Consider the following 17,202-nt stretch of genomic DNA (forward strand, 5'->3'; position numbering starts at 1 on the left):
ACGACCCTCGCCGGGCCCGCTGTCACGGCTGTGTGATCAGCCTGTGGTCCGTCTGTGAGTACGTGTCCGCCGGGAGGATCACCGAGAAGACGGTCCGTCCGGGAACGCTGTCGACGGTCACCGCCCCGCCGTGGGCGGCGACGACGGCCCGCACGATGGCGAGGCCGAGCCCGGTGGAGCCGGCCTGGCGGGAACGGGAGGCGTCGCCCCGGGCGAAGCGCTCGAAGACGGCCGGCAGCAGCTCGGGCGGGATGCCGGGCCCGTCGTCCTGGACCTCGACGACGACGGACCCGCCCTCGGTCCTGACGCGGGCGGTGACGGTGGTGCCGGGCGGGGTGTGGGTGCGGGCGTTGGCGAGCAGGTTGAGCAGCACCTGCTGGAGCCGGGCGCCGTCGCCGCGGACGGCGGGGGGCGTGGTCTCCCCGGGCAGTTCGAGGCGCCACCGGTGGCCGGGCCCGGCGGCCCGGGCGTCCCCGACGGCGTCCACGACCAGCGGGACCAGATCGGTGGTCTCGTACGAGAGGGGGCGTCCGGCGTCGAGCCGGGCGAGCAGCAGCAGGTCCTCGACCAGGCCGGTCATCCGGATGGCCTCGGACTCGATCCGGCCGAGCGCGTGCCGGGTATCGGGCCCGCACTCCTCCCGTCCGCGCCGGGTGAGTTCGGCGTAGCCGCGGATGGAGGCGAGCGGGGTGCGCAGCTCGTGGCTGGCGTCGGCGACGAACTGCCGGACCCGGGTCTCGCTCTGCTGGCGGGCGTCGAGGGCCGCGTGGACGTGGTCGAGCATCCGGTTGAGGGCGGCGCCGACCTGTCCGACCTCGGTCCGTGGATCGGCCTCGGCCTCCGGGACCCGCTGGTGGAGCGCGACCTCGCCGCTGTGCAGCGGCAGCCGGGCGACCTGGGCGGCGGTGGCGGCGACCCGGCGCAGCGGCCGCAGCGCGATGCGGACGAGCACCGTCCCGGCGAGGGAGGCGGCGGCGAGGGAGGCGCCGGTGAGGCTGAGTTCGACGAGGACGAGGGTGGAGAGGGCGTTCTCGACCTCGGTGAGCGGGATGCCGGTGAGGAAGGCGCCGTGGGCGCCCTCGGTGTAGACGACCCGGTACGAGCCGAGCCCGCCGGGAAGTTCGACGGTGTGCGCCCGGCCGTCGCGGGGCACGGTGGCGAGGGCGGTCTCCTGCGCCTCGTCCAGCTCCCTGACCGGGAAGCGGGGCCCGTCGCCCGTGCCGCTGCCGGCCACCTCCGTCGAGTACCCCGCCTCGGTGACCTCGGTGCCGTCGACGACGGCGCCGAGCGTCCCGATCGGGGAGCCCGGCGTGCCGAGGAAGGCGAGCGGTTCGCGGTCCCGGACCGGGTCGGGCCCGAACGGCACGACCGGCGGCCCGGCGGCCCGCTGGGCGAGCCCGGTGAGCTGCTCGTCGGCCCGGTCGTAGAGGTAGGAGCGGTACGCGATGGTGGTGACCGTGCCGATGACGGCCGCGACGACCGCGATCAGCCCGACGGCCGAGACCACGAGCCGCGTCCGCAGCGACCACGGCCGCCGTGGGCGGCTCCGGAGACGGAGGCGCATGAAGGCCTACTCCCCCGGCTTGATGAGGTAACCGGCCCCCCGCCGGGTGTGGATCATCGGCGAGCGTCCGGCGTCGATCTTCCGCCGCAGGTAGGAGATGTAGAGCTCGACGACGTTGGCCTGGCCGCCGAAGTCGTACGACCACACGCGGTCCAGGATCTGCGCCTTGCTGAGCACCCGGCGCGGATTGCGCATGAGGTAGCGCAGCAGCTCGAACTCGGTCGCCGTGAGGTGGATCGACTCGCCGCCCCGGGTGACCTCGTGGCTGTCCTCGTCGAGGGTGAGGTCGCCGACCACGAGCATCGACTCGCTGCGGGCCTGCGCCGCGCCCGAACGCCGGATCAGGCCGCGCAGCCGGGCGACGACCTCCTCCAGACTGAACGGCTTGGTGACGTAGTCGTCGCCGCCGGCCGTGAGCCCCGCGATCCGGTCCTCCACGGCGTCCTTCGCCGTCAGGAAGAGGACCGGCACCTCGGGCAGCTCGCGCCGGATCGAGCCGAGCAGGCTGAGCCCGTCGACGTCCGGGAGCATGATGTCCAGGATGACGACGTCGGGACGGAACTCGCGGACGGCCCGCAGGGCACCGGCTCCGTCACCGGCGCTGCGGACCTGCCAGCCCTCGTAGCGCAGGGCCATCGAGAGCAGTTCGGAGAGGGAGGCCTCGTCGTCGACGACGAGGACGCGGACGGCGGTGCCGTCGGCACGGAGCAGATCGGCGCGGGTGCCGCGGCGGGCTGAAGTGCTGCGAGTGGTGACGGTCATGGCACCACGCTGGCCGCCGCCGCTGAGATCCCTCTTTCGCTTTCCTGTGAATTCCCTGAGAAAGCCGCGGGCCTCAGGCGGCCGGAGGTTTCACGTGAAACATGGCGGCGCCGTTGTCGTGGAGGACGGCCCGGAGCCAGTCGTCGCCGAGCCCGAGCCGCTCCAGGGCCTGGAGCTGGTGGACGTACGGGTACGGGATGTTCGGGAAGTCCGAGCCGAGCAGGACCCGGTCCTGGAGGTCGACGAGCCGCTTGAGCGCGTCGCGCGGAAAGGGCGCGAGCCGCTCGCTGAAGTCCGTGAACGCCATGGTGGTGTCCAGGTGCACGCCCTCGTACCGCTCCGCGAGCCCGAGGAATTCCTCGTACTCCGGCATGCCCATGTGCGCGACGATCATCCGCAGCCGGGGGTGCCGGGCGAGGAGCTCGCCCGCCGGTCCCGGCCCGGTGAAGGCTCCGGGCGTGGGCCCGGAGCCGCAGTGGACGACGGCCGGCGTCCCGCTCTCGGCCAGCAGCCCCCACACCTCGTCGAGCAGGGGGTCGTTGGGGTCGAAGCCGCCGACCTGGACGTGCACCTTGAAGACCCGGGCCCCGCCGTCGAGGGCCTGCCGGACGTAGTCGGCGGCCCCCGGCTCGGGGAAGAAGGTCGCGGTGTGCAGACAGTCGGGGGTCCGACCGGCGAAGTCGGCGGCCCAGGAGTTGAGCCAGGCGCCCATCCCCGGCTTGTGCGGGTAGAGCATCGAGGTGAAGGCCAGCACGCCGAAGCCGCGCAGCAGCTCGACCCGCCGGTCCTCCTCCTCGCGGTAGGTGATGGGCCAGGGCTGCCCGGTCATCGGCCCGACGGCGTCGAAGTACGCCCAGACCTTGTCGAGCACGTTCTTCGGCATGAAGTGGGTGTGCACGTCGACGAGACCGGGCAGCCCGAGCCGCGTGGTCAGCTCCCGGAGGAGCGCAGCCTCCCGGACGAGCGTCTCCTCCCGGGCGCCGGCGACCTCACTCCCGCTCAAAGCCGTAACTCCGCTCGACCTTCCCGATGTGCACGCTGTACGCCTCGTACCAGTGGTCCCGCCCGTACTTCTTCGCCGCCGCGTGCGCGGTGTCGAGGCGCCAGGCGTCGAGCGCCTCCAGGTCGCGGAAGTAGGCCACGGTGATGCCGATGCCCCCGGGCGTGCGGGCCGCCTCGTACCCGAGGAAGCCGGGGACGTCGGCGACCCGCTCGCGCAGCTCGGCGGCGGTGTCGGCGTACCCCTCGGGGGCGTCGGGCCGGACGGAGGTGAACACGGCGGTGTAATAAGGCGGTTCGAGACCGGAAACCAGCTTCTGCGTCATGTGATCACCCTCGCCGGGCGGGCAGGACGATGTCCACGGGCGGCGGCCAAAGGGATCCAAGACTTTACGTTCAGAACAGACCGTCCTGACCGGCCTCGTTCCGCGGCGGTGCGCCGCCCACCGGCACGCTCCAGGCATCGTCCTCCCCGCCCCGCTCCAGCCCCCACCCACCGAGCAGCCGCCCGTCGAGGACGAGGTGGCGGCCGCCGGGATCACGCAGGTGCAGATCGGGCCCGGCGGCGGCGAGCACCCGCCCGGTGACGGTCCCGCCGTCGACGAGCTCGGAGACCGTCCCGTCGAGCGCGGGCAGCTCCCCGAGGCCGAAGACGTCCCCGTGGTCGTGCGCGGCGAACGGCAGGGCCTCCAGCGTCTCGCCCCACCCCCCGACGCCCAGGGCCCGCCCGTACAGCTCCTCGATCTCGCCCCGCCGTGCGCCCGCGTCCGGCAGCCCGACCCGCAGCCCCCGCTTCCGCTCGTACGACACCCGGTCGGGCACGCCGAGCGCCTGTCGCAGCACCTCCTCGGTCCGCCGGGCCGCCATCAGCGGCCCGCGCCCGAGCCAGCAGAAGGCGACGGCACCCTGTTCGAGGAGGCGCGCCGGCCCCCGGTGCTCCCCGGTGATCCCGACCTTGACGGTGCCGGGACCGAACCAGGCGAGGTAGACGCGGTAGGGCCGGGGGTCGTCGGCGAAGGTGTCGGCGGCGACGGAGTGGGCCCGGTCGAGCCGCGCGCACTCGGGGCAGAGACCGCCGGTGGACCGCCCGGGCACCTCGGCCGCGACGGGGCAGGCGTTGCCCCGCACCCCCGCGCAGGCCCGACCGCCCACGGCCCGGAAGACGAGCGGCTGCCCGACGGCGACCGGGCTCACCCGCCCGCCCCACCACCGCAGCACGGCCGATCCCTCGCGCCACCCGACGCCGCCACTCCGCCACACGGCTGGCCACCTCCCACGTCCTCGTCCCGCCGCTCCCATCCTCCCCCTCAGGGCAGGACGTAGATCCGGGTCCCGTCCGGGCAGGGATCGCCGACCTCGCGCATGCAGCCCCGCTCGATGAGCAGCCGGACGCAGTCGCGGACGCGCTCGCCGGACAGGCCGGTGCGCCGGGTGACGTCCTGCGGACGGCAGCGGACACCGCCGCGGACGAGGGCGGGGGCGAGGTAGCTGGCGACGGCCCGCATGTCGCCGCTGATCTCCCAGGACTCGACCAGCTCCTGCGCGCTGAGCCGGGGCGGCTCCTCGGCTCCCCGCTGGTGGGGGACGGCGAAGGACCGCTCAAGGGAGTCGGCGACCCTTGAGAGGTTGCGCCGCGTCTCCCGCAGCAGCTCCGCGTACTCGGCGAGGTCCGCCGCGCCCTCGTCGAACCGTCCCTCCAGCCGGACGAGGACGTCGACGAGCTCGGGCGGCAGCACGAACCCGTCGTGCGCGGGCGCCGGTTCGAGACCGTAACCGCCGTGCCGCTGCACCTCGGCCACCAGCTCGCCGACCCAGGCCCGGAAGGGCCCGGCCTCGGGCGAGCGGCAGGCGGTGACGAGCTGCACGAGCCCGGGGAGGCTCACCATGCGCGCGGTGCCCCGGATGCCGCTGCGCGCGAGTGCGTCGGGGTCCGGAGCCAGTTCACGGGCCGGCGCCAGGCACCAGACGGGCAGGACCACGCTCCGCAGCACCTCGCGCGCCCCGGCGTACCCGAGCTGCCGGGCCACGTCCACGACGGGGAACCAGTGCGCCCCGTCGACCGCCGTCAGCCGCCTCAGCCGGCCCCCCGCGGCGGCCCGTACGAAGTCATCGATGTCGATCGCGTCCAACGATCATCACCTCCACCCGCACGCTAGGCCGAAGGCATATTCAACTGACATGCAAATCAGATGGGTTCACCCAAAAGGGGAAGGCCCCGGGCAAACCCAGGGCCTTCGTACGAGTCTCCGCGTCCGCTAGCGGGCGACGAACTGCGTGAGGATCGCCTGCACCTCGTAGATGTCCACGCCCTTGGTGAACGTCTTGGTGACGGGCAGCTGCTGACCCGAGATCCAGATCTTCAGCTCGGCGTCGAGGTCGAAGGTGCCGGCCGTCTCGACGGCGAAGTGCGTGATGCTCCGGTACGGGATCGAGTGGTACTCGACCTTCTTGCCGGTGATGCCCTGCTTGTCGACGAGCACGAGCCGTCGGTCCGTGAAGAAGATGACGTCACGGATCAGCAGGTACGCGGCGTGCACCTGCTCCCCCTGCCCGAGCAGCCGCGCGTAGTCCTGCTGCGCCTGCGCCGGATCGATCGCGTGTGCGTTCCCGAAGAGCGCCATGCTCTATCCCCCACTTTTCAGACAAAGAAATATGATCACCCGAACCTAACCCCACCCACCCCACTCCTGGCAACGCCCCGCGCCACGGCCGCCGTCGGCCCGCACACGGCCCCGCCCGGGAGCCCCGCTCCACCCCTTGGCCCCCGGCAGCGCCCGCCCCGCCGGCCCCACTCCGCCGGCCCGCTCCACCCGCCTCGCCCGCACCAGGCCGCCCCGCCCGCCTTCGACGGAACACCCCCGGACAACGCAAGAGGCCCGGACTTTCGTCCGGGCCTCTCAGCTGTGCACTCGGCAGGATTCGAACCTGCAACCTTCTGATCCGTAGGCGCGTGCCGTCATTCGTGGCCTCGGATCGCACCCGCCAATCCACGCGGCTCGCCGGGCGCTCCCGCGACTGCCTGTCCATGGAAGTCTGCCGTTGTGTGTGGGCGTTGATGTCAGCGGCTGATGTCAGCGGTCGGCTAGCCGCTTGACAGGCATCCTGCCGCTCTTCCCTCTTACACCGCAGGGCAGTTGATGCCGCTGCTATCATCAGAGTGCCAGTTGTCCCACGACGCAAACGGGACGCGGTGCCGTGTAGTCAGCAGGGCGTCCGTGTAGTTGACGGGCCTACGACCAGCACCACTCCGGCTGAACGATCAAGTTTCGAGACTGAGCGTCCGCAGATCTCAGGTCAAACACCCATCTGGGTGGTTGGGCTGAGGTCTGTCTTTTTTTGCCCAACCACCCTCCGTTTGGAGGGAATGAGTTCTTGGTTGCACAGCCCGTACAGCCCGTCCGTACGACGAGGATCCTTGCCGTCCTGCTTGCGGCGTCGCTCGGCCTCGTGGTCGCCCTGGTGGCAGGAATCCTCGTAAGCACGACGGGTACCTCGTTGGCCGAAGCCTTCCTCTACGGTGGCGGCGCCTTCGCCGTAAGCATGACGCTCTTTCTGTCGGCGTTCTCCGCGGTTGGGCTCGTCTGACAGCACCCGCGAACGGGCCGAGTCGGTCGGCTGTGCGAGCCATATGCGAGCCGCACAGCCAGCCGCCCATCCCTCACAAACCTGGGTAGGCCGCTGAGCGCTCCCCGACTTCCGGTCGACAGCCGGCGCGAAGTGGAAGCCGCTGGACCACCAGCCCAGCGGGCTCGTCTTCACGACGTCCACGGGGCGGGCGACCGACCCTCGCAGCCTGAACCGCATGCTCACGATCCTCTGCGGGAAAGCCAAGGTTCGGCGCGTCCGCGTCCACGACCTCCGGCACACCTGCGCTTCGCTGCTGCTCGCGCAGGGGGTGGACGCCCGGGTCATCATGGAGACGCTCGGGCACGGCACCATCACGATGACCCTCGACACCTATGCGCACGTCATGCAGACGACGCTGCGGGCGGCCGCGGACCGGATGGACGACGCCCTGGGCCCGGACGACATCGCCCCGGACGAGGAACAGGAGCCCGAGGAGAATCCCGCCGCCTGATCGGTTCGGCCGTGGACGTTGATGTCATCCACTGATGTCAAAGGCCCCCTGGACGATGTCCGGGGGGCCTTTGACCTGTGTGCACTCGGCAGGATTCGAACCTGCAACCTTCTGATCCGTAGCTCTAGCCAGATCGGCCAGTGGCAGCCATACCGGCCGCTACAGGGCGCCAGAGAGACGCTAGTGGCTTGGGGCAGTCGCCGAGGTTGCTGTACGGCACTGCTGTACCAGTGCTTCCGCAAGTAGGCCCGCGATGGCCAACGCGTCCAGATACATGGTGGCCGTTTGACCAGCGCCGGCGGATACGAGGATCACCGCGACGACGACAGTGATAACCCAGCTCTTCCATCGCGGGATTGACACGAGCTGTGGTGCAGGGATGAAACTCATACTGACCCTCCGTGGGTTCACGGCCCCACCCTGACCGCTCTCGCCGGGAAGCCTGCGCGGCGGGGTGGGGTTGCTCGATGGCGGTCTCCATGCTGAGCCAGTAGGTCAGTCCTCCGCAACGAAGGCCAGAGCACCCTTCCGGCGCCTTCATCTACCACTCGCTAGACCAGTCACATCCGGAAATCCGGACACGGCAGTCCGAGGGCCAGCCGCAACCCGGTCTTCGATCCGTGAATCCGGCGATCTATCCGAGCACAATAAATAACGCGGTCAAGCCCATAAATAGCTAATACCGCAACGAAGCGGACTTTCTGCCTTTGCTATTTATTTACCTAGGCGCGGGCGATTATCGAGATACATCCCGTTTAGGTGGTTCTGCGCAAGCTGTGCTGCTGCACCCTCGGCCACTACTCACCTCAACTCCCATCCCGTCTGCCGTCGACCCACACACCGTGGAGCAGGCGCGGTGCCGGGCGTCCAGGTGGAGCGCGCCACTGTACGAACGACCTGGACGCCCGGTGCCGTGTCTGCTCGGCTCTGCCTGGGTCGACGGCAGGCGGGATGGGAGTTCCCCACCGCTACACCCCACCGGCCGGCACCCGCCCGCGGGCCCCTCCCATCCCGGAGCCTGAGCGCCCCCGCCGGAGGCATGTCGGTGACCTGAGGAACCCCGGCGGCCGTTGGGGCTCGGACTCATGCTCTTGGGCCTATCCCGTCTTGCAGGGGCGGGCGTCGGCGCAGCGGGGGCGGAGCGGGCCGAAGGCAGGAGCGGCGCCCCGAGCGGAGCCGGGAAGCCCGCCCGGCGGAGCGGAGCGCAGCCGGGTGCTTGATGAGGTAGAGAAACCTGTAACAGGTCCTCCGCTGCTCCTCGGCTATGCCGTGGTGAGTGCGTCGGCGATGGCGTGCATGTCGTCGGTGATGGTGTCGGCCTGAGCCTCGGCGAAGAGGTCGGCCTTGTGGGGCTTGTTGGCGTAGGCGATCACCGTGGCCCCGGCTGCGTGAGCCGCATGGATGTCCGTGAGCGAGTCACCGATCAGGGCGCAGTTCGTGACGTCGATGTGCATCCGCTCGGCCGCTGTGATGAGCGGGAACGGGTTCGGCTTCATCAGGTGGGGCTGTCCCGTCGGCCGGCCGACCACCTTCGCGACGTATCCCTCCAGCCCGTGCGCCTTGAGGAAGCTCTCAACGCACTCGGCCGAGTTGTTACTCACCACCGCGACCGCCCTCCCCGAGGCGTTCACGGCCTGGAGGGCTTCCACTGCCCCCGGCGTCGGCGAGCCCGCTACCGCGACGGCTTCGACCTCCGCCTCCGTCAGCCGCTGCTCGATCTCCCCACCCAGCTCGGCGTCCGCCTCATGCGCGATGCGCAGAACCTCGATGGGGTCATCGGTCTCGGCTGCCTTCGCGCCCGCGGCTGCGTCCTTCGTCTTGAGGATCGCCGTGAGCTGTTCCGCGACTTGGGAGGCAGGGAGCCTGGCGAACACATCGCACACGGGGCCGTCGAAGTCGAAGAAGACCACCCGGGCGTTGCCCAGGACCTCGGAGAGTCGGTCATCGTGCGTCAAGGTCGAAGTTCCTTCCGATGGTCTCCCAGACACTGTCGAACCACATCCGGGCTTGCTGGACCTGCTGCGCTCCGCCGGATGACTCGCCCTCGTTGACCGAGTGGTGGAACAGGATCGTGTCCTTCCCGACAAGGTCATAGATCTCGATCGCCTCGCCCTGGGCCACGACCTTGTTCGGACGGATCGGGTAGTACCCGAAGAACGCGTCCTCGTTGTTGATGACGTACAGCTTGAAGAACTGGGTGCCGCTGTGGACGCGGACGTCGATGCGCGTCTCGGAGACCAGACCCAGGTGCTCCAGCTCGGTAATCGCGTCCCGGATGCTTCGGGTGTAGCCGACCATGATGTCGTGCATGCGGTCGCGGAGCCTCTTGTCGTCCGCGCCGTCAGACATCCGGACCGGCGCCGCCTGAGGCACTGCCATGTCGGGGACGAGTATCCGCATGGTGATGCTCGACGGCGTGAGTCTGCCGACGCGGATCTTGTCGAGTGGCTCTTGAAGAGCGCCGTGCAGCGTCTCGCTGGAGAACCCCGCGAAGTCGATGGTCACGTGATCCTTCGCGAAAGCCTGCTCGACGTAAGGCCGAAGCCCTGCCGGCCGTTCCGTGCGGTTGCGGACGTAGACACCGCTGCCCTTGCGCGAGACCACGAGTCCTTCGTCCTCAAGGTCCCGTAGCGCGCGCTGGATCGTCGCGCGCGCGAAGCCGTAGTGCTCCGTCAACTCCTTGTGCGACGGCAGCTTCTCGCCCGGCCCAAGCCTCCGCGTACGAATCGCTGCGCTCAGGCTGCTCGCGACCTGCTCGTACGGGGCTCGGTCGTCGTCGGGGTCGAGGGGCTCGGGGACAAAGGTCATGGGTCGATGGTAGGGGACATTCCCTCAGTCTGGACAGCCATGTCAGCCAGGCCGTTGACATGGCTAGCCATGTCTCCTACTTTATCCATGTGACCAACCGGGCTAGCCATGTTGGTCACGTGATGAGACTCCGGAGGACGGCGCACTACCGCCAAGCAGACCGCCGTCCTCCTTCGCTCCCATGAAGGGAAGTTCCATCATGCCTGCCTTGCTCAAGCTCGCGCAGTCCGCCGGGATCTCCGTCTCCGACTTAACGAACGGGGAGCGTGCCGTGGCCCTGTACGTCTCGGACATGCCGACCTCGTACCGGTTCCGCAGGGGCGACATGCCGAAGGCGTGCGACTGGATCCTCCAGGGCGCCGCTCGCCTGGGGCTGGAAGAACTCGCCTACATCGCGGCCCTGCACCAGGAGTGCCGCCTCGAATGGCTGCGCGGTGTCACGCTCGTGGTCAGGAGCGTTGAGGGGTTCTCGGACGAGGCCCGCACCGAGCGCGCGGAGTACCTTGCCGCACTCGTCACGTCCGATGTCCGCGTCAGTGACGAGGCGTTGCGGCGTCACAAGCAGTCGGCCACTGCGCTGCGTCCCCTCGCCGCGAAGGCGGCTGCGTGATGGGGTGGGTGCGAGGCTTCGGCCAGTCCCGTGACCCGCTCGACTCGGACGCCGACGAGGCACGGAAGGTCGCCAGTAGCCATGACCGCTACTGCGCGGGCAAGGGGCAGAACTTGCCCCGGATGGGGAAGAAGGGTTCGCCAGGACGTCCGTCGGACAACACGTCCGGCCCCTCCTCGACGTCGGCCAGCACCCCGAAGAAGGGGTGGCGCTGGTGACGGTCTTCCCCGTCCCCCCGGCCGCTGTCGCTGATGTGGCGGCGGCCGTGGGTGCCGACCCCCTTGCCCTGGCGGACCTGTTGCGGGTGGCGAACGCCCCGGGGTTCGAGCGGTGGCGCGAGCAGGTGCGGCGTACGGGCGGCTGCTCGGATCCGATCCACCTGTCGGGCACCACGGTCACCCGCGACCGGCGCACCGGGGATGTCCTGTACTCGTACTCGACGGCCGAGGAGCCGGGTGGCCGGTTACGGGTCGCCTGCGGCAACCGCCGGGCCTCGCGCTGTCCTTCGTGCGCCTGGATGTACGCGGGGGACACCTATCACCTGATCCGGGCCGGGATCACGGGCGATGAGCGCAAGAACGTCCCCACAACGGTCCGGGATCACCCCCGGGTCTTCGCCACCCTGACCGCTCCTTCCTTCGGCCCGGTCCACAATCGTCCCGCCTCCGGTCGCTGCCGCTGCGGTGTCCCGCATCCGGAGAACGCCCCCGTCCTGGGTACCGCGCTGGATCCGGCCCGGTACGACTACGCGGGCGCGGTGCTGTGGAACAACCACGCCGGTCACCTCTGGCAGCGCTTCACCATCTACCTCCGCCGCGAGATCGCCGCCCGCGCCGGCATCACCCAGGCCGCGTTGAAGGACTCGTGCCGGGTCTCCTTCGGGAAGGTCGCCGAGTTCCAAAAACGCGGCGCGATCCACTTCCACACCGTCGTCCGCCTCGACGGCCCCGACGGGCCCGGCACCGCCCCGCCGGGCTGGGCCTCGGTCGACCTCCTGGACGACGCGATCCGCGCGGCTGCCGCCCGGGTCGCCGTCACCGTCCCGGCCGCCGGCACCCAGCCCGAGCGGACGCTGACGTGGGGAACACAGGTGGACGTCCAGCCGATCGGCGCCCTCGGCCAGGAGGAGCTGACCGAACAGGCCGTCGCCTCCTGCGTCGCCAAGTACGCCACCAAAGCCGCTGAGACCACCGGCACGGCCGACCGGCGCATCGGCGAACCGGCGGAGCTGGCCAAGCTCGACCTGCCCGACCACACCCGGCGCCTGATCGAAGCCTGCTGGGCCCTCGATGCGGACTATCCCGACCGGATGCTGGCCCGCTGGTCCCACATGCTCGGCTTCCGAGGCCACTTCTCCACCAAGTCCCGGGCCTACTCCACCACCCTCGGCGCCCTCCGGCAGACCCGCGCCGACTACCGCGCCGCCCAGGAACGACGCGAACGCGGCCTGCCCGACCCGGACGACGACCCGGAGGGCTCCACCCTCGTGATCGCCCACTGGACCTACGCCGGACACGGCCACACCCCCGGCGAATCCTGGCTCGCCGCCAACATCGCCCGCGACATCCAGCACAACCGCGAACTCAATCGCGAGATCCGCACCGAACTGACCGATCTGGAAAGGGAACACGCATGGCTGCCGTAGTCATCGAGCGGAAGTGGCACACGACCGCCGAGGTCGCCGAGATGCTCGGCTTCGGCCTGTCCAAGACGAAAATGCTCGTCCTCACCGGGGAGATCCGCTCCGTGAAGGTCGGCCGCAACCGTCGCATCCTCCCTTCGTGGGTGGACGAGTACGTCGAGCGCGTCGCCGCCGGCGCCGAAGGGTGGGCCGCATGAGCGGGAAGCGCGGGAACGGCGAGGGGTCCATCTACCCGTACAAGAACGGGTACGCGGCCTACGTCTGGGTGACCAAGCCGGACGGGAAGCGGGCCAGGAAGTACGCGTACGGCAAGACAAGGGAGGAGGTCCACGAGAAGTGGCTCGCCCTCCACGCCGAGGCGAAGAAGGGGCCCGTGGCCACCCGGCACCGCACCCTCGCCGTGTTCCTCGCCTACTGGCTCGACTCGATCGTGAAGCCCAACCTGGCTCCGCTCTCGTACGTCTCGTACGAGGGGTACGTCCGGCTGTACATCGCTCCGCACCTCGGTGTGAAGCGGCTCGACAAGCTGACCGTGCGGGACGTGCGGGAGTGGCTGACCAAGCTCGCGGGCATCTGCCAGTGCTGCGCGCAGGGGAAGGACGCCAAGCGGGAGCAGGGCCGTCGGAAGTGCTGCGCCGTCGGGGAGTGCTGTGAGTCGTACCCCTCCCGTCGGGTCGTCCAGGGCGCCCGTGACGCTCTCCGGGCAGCGCTCACGCACGCCGTCACCGAGGAGGAGATCGGGAAGAACGTCGCCTCGCTCGTGAAGGTGCCCAAGCCTCGCCGCCGCCGGATCAAGCCGTGGTCCGTCGCCGAGGCGGGTCAGTTCCTCGCGGACGCGGCCGACCGGGACGATCACCTCTTCGCGGCCTGGATGCTCGTGCTGTGCCTCGGGCTCCGCCGTGGTGAGGTTCTGGGGCTGACGTGGGAGTCGGTCGACTTCGAGACCGGAGAGATCTACGTGGACCACCAGATCCAGCGGGCCGGACGCCAACTGCTCCACCGGGAGACCAAGACCGAGGAGTCGGACGACTTCCTGCCGCTGCCCGCCGTCTGCCTCAAGGCGCTTCGGATGCGGCGCGCTCAGCAGCTCGGGGACCGGAAGGCGGCCGGCGACCTGTGGCAGGACAGCCGCGGGCTCGTCTTCACGACGAAGTACGGCACCCCGATCGAGCCGGGGAACCTGACCCGGATGTTCGCCCTGCGGGCCCGTCGCGCCGGCCTCCGGGTGATCCCGCTCCGGAACACCCGGCACACGTGCAGCTCGCTCCTGGTCGCCCTCAAGGTCCACCCCAAGGTGGCGCAGAGGATCCTTCGCCACTCGCAGATCGCCATGACGATGGAGGTCTACGCCGAGGCGAGCGAGGAAGAGGTGCGTACCGCGATCGGCAAGCTGTCCGACGTGATGGGCGGGACCGCCATCGGTTGATCGCGATCGGCGCGGTTGCTGTACTTCGCTGCTGTACAGCCCGATAACGCAAGAGGCCCGGACTCTCGTCCGGGCCTCTCACCTGTGTGCACTCGGCAGGATTCGAACCTGCAACCTTCTGATCCGTAGTGATTTGAAGGGCGTCCAGTGTGTCCACACAGTCCGTAGGTAGGCGCCTGCGGACGTGTTCAGAACCCCCGGCTCCACCTCGTCACACAGCGTCCGTTAGACGCCTGTGAGACAGAGGCGGCCCCGATTCGGCGGTCCGGATACCGCCCGGGGCCTTGATCCGAACCCCTTCAGGTCAAGGAGTCCCCTCGTCATGAGCACGACTGTACCGCCCGCCAGCCTGTCCGCGCCGTTGCAGGACCTCGCCGACCGGCTCGACGCCCGGCGCCCCCGCGCGGCCATGACCGAGGCGCTGCGCCGCGCGCAGGCCCTCGTGATCGCGGACCGGCTGGCCGCCTCCGACGACGACCTCGACGCCGTCGAGACGGTAGTCCTCGGCGTCCTTCCGGCCGTCGAGCCGGGGCAGACCCGGGGCGCCTACGCGTCCGAGCTGCGCCGCCTCGGCGCTGCCACGGTGCCCGCGCCCGCCGCCTCGCTCGGTGTGTCCGAGCCCGTCCTCGGGCTGCTCGCCACGATCGCCGACCTCCTCGACGTGCCCGCGCCCGCGCCGGACTTGATCGACGAGGTCAAGCACCGCAGGGTCGTCGCCGACCGCGTCGGCTACATCCAGCTGGCCATCCGCGCCATCCTCGCGGGCGAGGCCGACCTCGGCCTCGACTGGGAGACCGCCTACTTGCGCCGCAAGGCCGAGCAGCACCCGCCCGCGTACCGCACCCTCGACGACCTCAAGGGCGAGGGGGCCGGCCAGTGAGCACCCCGCCGAAGGCCGGAAAGCGGATGAGCGTCCGCGTCGACGACGCCCTGTCGGACGACCTGGCCGCCCTGATGCGGACCGGTATGACGGCGTCGGACGCCGTCCGGCTCGCGGTCGGGTTCCTCGCCCACGGCTACCGCGATCTGTGGGCCCACGGCGTCTACCCCGACGGCGTCGCCCCCGCCCGCATGCGGCTCACCACGCCCCCGCATGACGCTCGTCGGACGGCGTCCGACGTGACCGGCTGACGAGCCAGGAAGGCCCCCGGGCGGTGAGGATCGCCCGGGGGCCACCGACCGGCCCGGGACCTACACCGCACCCCTACGGCTTGTGGTCCTGGCCTTCCCCCGGTTGGCCGCGGGGGAAGCGTGCATCGGCCGGCGGGGAAGGCCCGCCAGCCGAGAGGGGATCACGTCCCCCTTGAACACCTGCACCGCCCGGCCGCGGCCTACGTCGACGAGCAGGTCCTCGGCGGCCCGCTCAGGTACGCGGGCCGGGGCCGGCGCCGGGGGGTTCTCCGGCGCCTCGAACTTCGACAGGTCCGCCTCGTCCTCGGTGAACACGTCCGACAGGCGCATGATCAGGCCGCCGGGACGATGCCGGTGAGGACGTTGAACGCCTCGGGGTGCGCCACGGCGACGTCGGCGCGCAGGTAGGCGAAGAACCCGATCTCCCCGGTCTCGACGTACCGCTCGACGAGCGGCCGGATGGAGAACGAGGTGCGCATGCCGATGATGAGCTGCGACCAGTCCCCGACGTACGCCTCGGACGCGTCCGTCGCCGTGCCGTGCGTGAGGTTGACCGGGACCTGCGTGGTGGTGAGCTGCTGAAGCGCCGACAGGGCCGCGGGCGGCTGAAGGTACTGTCCCTGGGAGTCCTTCAGCAGCGACAGGTCGGTCTCGGTGCGCGGGTTGTGGATCGCGGCGTTCGGCTCGAAGTTCTCGCCCCGCACCGTGCCCACGGCCTGGACGTAGTTGTCCCACGTCGGCGCCGCGCCGGCGGCTGCGCCGAGGTCGGTCACGGTGATACCGGAGGTGTTCCGCAGACCGCGCGGCTCCGGCGCCGTGCCCGTTCCCCGCAGCGCCACCCTGTCGAGCTCCAGCGCGATCGCCTTCGCGACGCTGTTCGTGATGATGTTGTCCAGGTTGTCGACGTCCTCCAGGACCTCGATGGACGCCTTCACGAGGCACGGCAGGGTCTGCGCCTTCAGGGTGATCGAGTCGAAGCTGAGATCGGACGGGGTGATCGCCGCCGCCTCGGTGTGCCAGGCGAGCGCCGGGTCACCGGTCTGTCGCGCGATCTTGAGCGTCTGCGACTCCATCGGCACGGTCGACGCGCCGGCCTGCATCACGCGAGCCTGCGCACGGGCGAGGTCGAGCACCCGCGCGGCAAGCGGCGTCGGCACCAGGACACCGCCGGCCCCCGGCACGCCCTCCGACAGGGCCCGCCGTTCGGCGTCCGCCCCGATCCAGTCGCCGGTGAGCATCCCGCGCACCAGGCGGTCGAACGACAGGTCGGCGCCGCCCGAGTAGCCGCGGCTCCGCACGTGGTCCGTCATGCGCTGGTCGCGCGTCAGCCGGACGGCCGAGGACGACCGCCGGCCGGGCAGCCCGGTCGCGCTGCGGGTGCCGTCGTCGACTCGGCTCGCTCCGCCGCGGATCGGCTCGGCCGTCAGCGCGGCCCGGTGCTCCGCCGCCTCGGTCTGGTCGATCTGATCGGTCAGGTCGGTGATCCGCCGGTCCAGGCCGTCGAACTCGGTCGCCTCCGCCGAGCTGAGGTCGCGGGACTCCCGCGCGCTGCGCCGGTAGATCTCCCGCGCCTGCTTCACGAGCTGGTGCCGCTCCTGGCGGAGCTCCACGCTCGTCTTGGAGCGGGTCTCCTGCTCGTCGAGCCAGGCGGGGCGGTTGCGGGTCTGAGCGTCCATCGGTTTCTCCTCACAGGGGTGATGCGTGCCCCCTCAGGGGCACTACAGGTGTAGTGATTTTACCGCGCGGGGGTCCGTCAGGAACCCCCATTTACGCAGGTCACCGCCCGTAACCGCTGGTTACAGGCGCCTCAGAAAGGGGGGTGAAACTCGCGGTTACGCGCGCGACACCCCCGCCTGCGCTTCGGACCCGCCCCGGGGCGAAGATTCACCCCCGCCCCGGGGTGGTCCATGCCTGCCGAGCCGTCAGGCGGCGGCGTCGACGACGGCGAGCAGGTGAAGCCGTACGCGTCGCGCCGCATGGTGTCGCGCGGCGGGGTCGGCGCCGGCCGCCGCGTCCGGAAGCCAGCACCGCAGGGCGAGCGCGGCGAGCGCGGCGACGACGGTCGCCGTGGCCTCGGGGTCAAGGTCTGACAGCAACGGGTCGACGTCGGCGTACCGGTCCTCTGCGATGGTGGCGACGATGGCGAGCGCTCGGGCCTTGAGCTGTTCGTCGGTCATGCTCG

Annotated in this window: 19 protein-coding genes; 8 read left to right on the forward strand and 11 right to left on the reverse strand. The window is 70.6% G+C overall.

The annotated features are described in order from the left end of the window. Positions 1 to 22: 22 nt before the first annotated feature. The 7 genes from ACFQ8C_RS13285 to ACFQ8C_RS13315 form a co-directional block, all read right to left on the reverse strand. Complete coding sequence (locus ACFQ8C_RS13285; protein WP_383455853.1) at positions 23 to 1,564, reverse strand: sensor histidine kinase; 1,542 nt, start codon at positions 1,562 to 1,564, stop codon at positions 23 to 25. A 6-nt stretch (positions 1,565 to 1,570) separates the two neighbouring features. After that, positions 1,571 to 2,326 (reverse strand): response regulator transcription factor, encoded by a 756-nt coding sequence (locus ACFQ8C_RS13290; protein WP_383455856.1) that lies wholly within the window; start codon positions 2,324 to 2,326, stop codon positions 1,571 to 1,573. A gap of 73 nt (positions 2,327 to 2,399) precedes the next feature. After that, positions 2,400 to 3,329, reverse strand: a complete 930-nt coding sequence (locus ACFQ8C_RS13295; RefSeq protein WP_383455859.1) for an amidohydrolase family protein — start codon at positions 3,327 to 3,329, stop codon at positions 2,400 to 2,402. Continuing rightward, the gene (locus ACFQ8C_RS13300) at positions 3,316 to 3,651 is read right to left on the reverse strand and encodes an antibiotic biosynthesis monooxygenase family protein (RefSeq protein ID WP_383455862.1); all 336 of its coding nucleotides are present in this window, start codon (positions 3,649 to 3,651) and stop codon (positions 3,316 to 3,318) included. The genes ACFQ8C_RS13295 and ACFQ8C_RS13300 overlap by 14 nt, the downstream gene beginning before the upstream one ends. Before the next feature lie 70 nt (positions 3,652 to 3,721). Next, complete coding sequence (locus ACFQ8C_RS13305; RefSeq protein ID WP_383455865.1) at positions 3,722 to 4,543, reverse strand: DUF2797 domain-containing protein; 822 nt, start codon at positions 4,541 to 4,543, stop codon at positions 3,722 to 3,724. A gap of 89 nt (positions 4,544 to 4,632) precedes the next feature. Beyond that, on the reverse strand, positions 4,633 to 5,454 hold the full coding sequence (locus ACFQ8C_RS13310; RefSeq protein WP_383455867.1) for a Bro-N domain-containing protein: 822 nt from the start codon (positions 5,452 to 5,454) through the stop codon (positions 4,633 to 4,635). Between the two features lie 126 nt (positions 5,455 to 5,580). Then, entirely contained in the window at positions 5,581 to 5,946 is a 366-nt protein-coding gene (locus ACFQ8C_RS13315; protein WP_043224835.1) for a PH domain-containing protein, read from the reverse strand. 751 nt (positions 5,947 to 6,697) lie between these two features. Here ACFQ8C_RS13315 and ACFQ8C_RS13320 point away from each other — a divergent pair. Further along, entirely contained in the window at positions 6,698 to 6,910 is a 213-nt protein-coding gene (locus ACFQ8C_RS13320; protein ID WP_383455871.1) for a hypothetical protein, read from the forward strand. A 142-nt stretch (positions 6,911 to 7,052) separates the two neighbouring features. Continuing rightward, complete coding sequence (locus tag ACFQ8C_RS13325; RefSeq protein ID WP_383455944.1) at positions 7,053 to 7,403, forward strand: tyrosine-type recombinase/integrase; 351 nt, start codon at positions 7,053 to 7,055, stop codon at positions 7,401 to 7,403. 1,262 nt (positions 7,404 to 8,665) lie between these two features. Here ACFQ8C_RS13325 and ACFQ8C_RS13330 read toward each other — a convergent pair. Together ACFQ8C_RS13330 and ACFQ8C_RS13335 are read right to left on the reverse strand one after the other, a co-directional pair. Next, a complete protein-coding gene (locus ACFQ8C_RS13330; protein ID WP_383455873.1) occupies positions 8,666 to 9,358 on the reverse strand; it encodes an HAD family hydrolase in 693 nt (230 codons plus the stop codon). Next, complete coding sequence (locus tag ACFQ8C_RS13335) at positions 9,345 to 10,211, reverse strand: GntR family transcriptional regulator (RefSeq protein ID WP_383455875.1); 867 nt, start codon at positions 10,209 to 10,211, stop codon at positions 9,345 to 9,347. The genes ACFQ8C_RS13330 and ACFQ8C_RS13335 overlap by 14 nt, the downstream gene beginning before the upstream one ends. A 199-nt stretch (positions 10,212 to 10,410) precedes the next feature. Between ACFQ8C_RS13335 and ACFQ8C_RS13340 the strand changes: the two genes are divergently transcribed. The 6 genes from ACFQ8C_RS13340 (at position 10,411) to ACFQ8C_RS13365 (ending at position 15,020) form a co-directional block, all read left to right on the forward strand. After that, complete coding sequence (locus ACFQ8C_RS13340; protein WP_383455878.1) at positions 10,411 to 10,821, forward strand: hypothetical protein; 411 nt, start codon at positions 10,411 to 10,413, stop codon at positions 10,819 to 10,821. 265 nt (positions 10,822 to 11,086) lie between these two features. Then, positions 11,087 to 12,466, forward strand: a complete 1,380-nt coding sequence (gene repSA, locus ACFQ8C_RS13345) for a replication initiator protein RepSA (RefSeq protein WP_383455880.1) — start codon at positions 11,087 to 11,089, stop codon at positions 12,464 to 12,466. After that, on the forward strand, positions 12,454 to 12,660 hold the full coding sequence (locus tag ACFQ8C_RS13350; RefSeq protein ID WP_383455883.1) for an excisionase family DNA-binding protein: 207 nt from the start codon (positions 12,454 to 12,456) through the stop codon (positions 12,658 to 12,660). The genes repSA and ACFQ8C_RS13350 overlap by 13 nt, the downstream gene beginning before the upstream one ends. After that, positions 12,648 to 13,889, forward strand: a complete 1,242-nt coding sequence (gene xerC / locus ACFQ8C_RS13355) for a tyrosine recombinase XerC (protein ID WP_383455886.1) — start codon at positions 12,648 to 12,650, stop codon at positions 13,887 to 13,889. The genes ACFQ8C_RS13350 and xerC overlap by 13 nt, the downstream gene beginning before the upstream one ends. Before the next feature lie 322 nt (positions 13,890 to 14,211). Further along, positions 14,212 to 14,769, forward strand: coding sequence for a hypothetical protein (locus ACFQ8C_RS13360; protein ID WP_383455889.1), 558 nt, complete (start codon positions 14,212 to 14,214; stop codon positions 14,767 to 14,769). After that, positions 14,766 to 15,020, forward strand: coding sequence for a hypothetical protein (locus tag ACFQ8C_RS13365; protein ID WP_383455891.1), 255 nt, complete (start codon positions 14,766 to 14,768; stop codon positions 15,018 to 15,020). The genes ACFQ8C_RS13360 and ACFQ8C_RS13365 overlap by 4 nt, the downstream gene beginning before the upstream one ends. 332 nt (positions 15,021 to 15,352) lie before the next feature. Here ACFQ8C_RS13365 and ACFQ8C_RS13370 read toward each other — a convergent pair whose 3' ends face one another. Continuing rightward, the gene (locus ACFQ8C_RS13370) at positions 15,353 to 16,696 is read right to left on the reverse strand and encodes a phage major capsid protein (protein WP_383455894.1); all 1,344 of its coding nucleotides are present in this window, start codon (positions 16,694 to 16,696) and stop codon (positions 15,353 to 15,355) included. Between the two features lie 246 nt (positions 16,697 to 16,942). Then, positions 16,943 to 17,197: a hypothetical protein gene (locus ACFQ8C_RS13375; protein ID WP_383455897.1), complete on the reverse strand. Its 255-nt coding sequence runs from the start codon at positions 17,195 to 17,197 to the stop codon at positions 16,943 to 16,945. Between the last annotated feature and the right edge of the window lie 5 nt (positions 17,198 to 17,202).

This window comes from Streptomyces sp. NPDC056503 (genome assembly GCF_042794995.1).
Classification (GTDB): Bacteria; Actinomycetota; Actinomycetes; order Streptomycetales; family Streptomycetaceae; genus Streptomyces.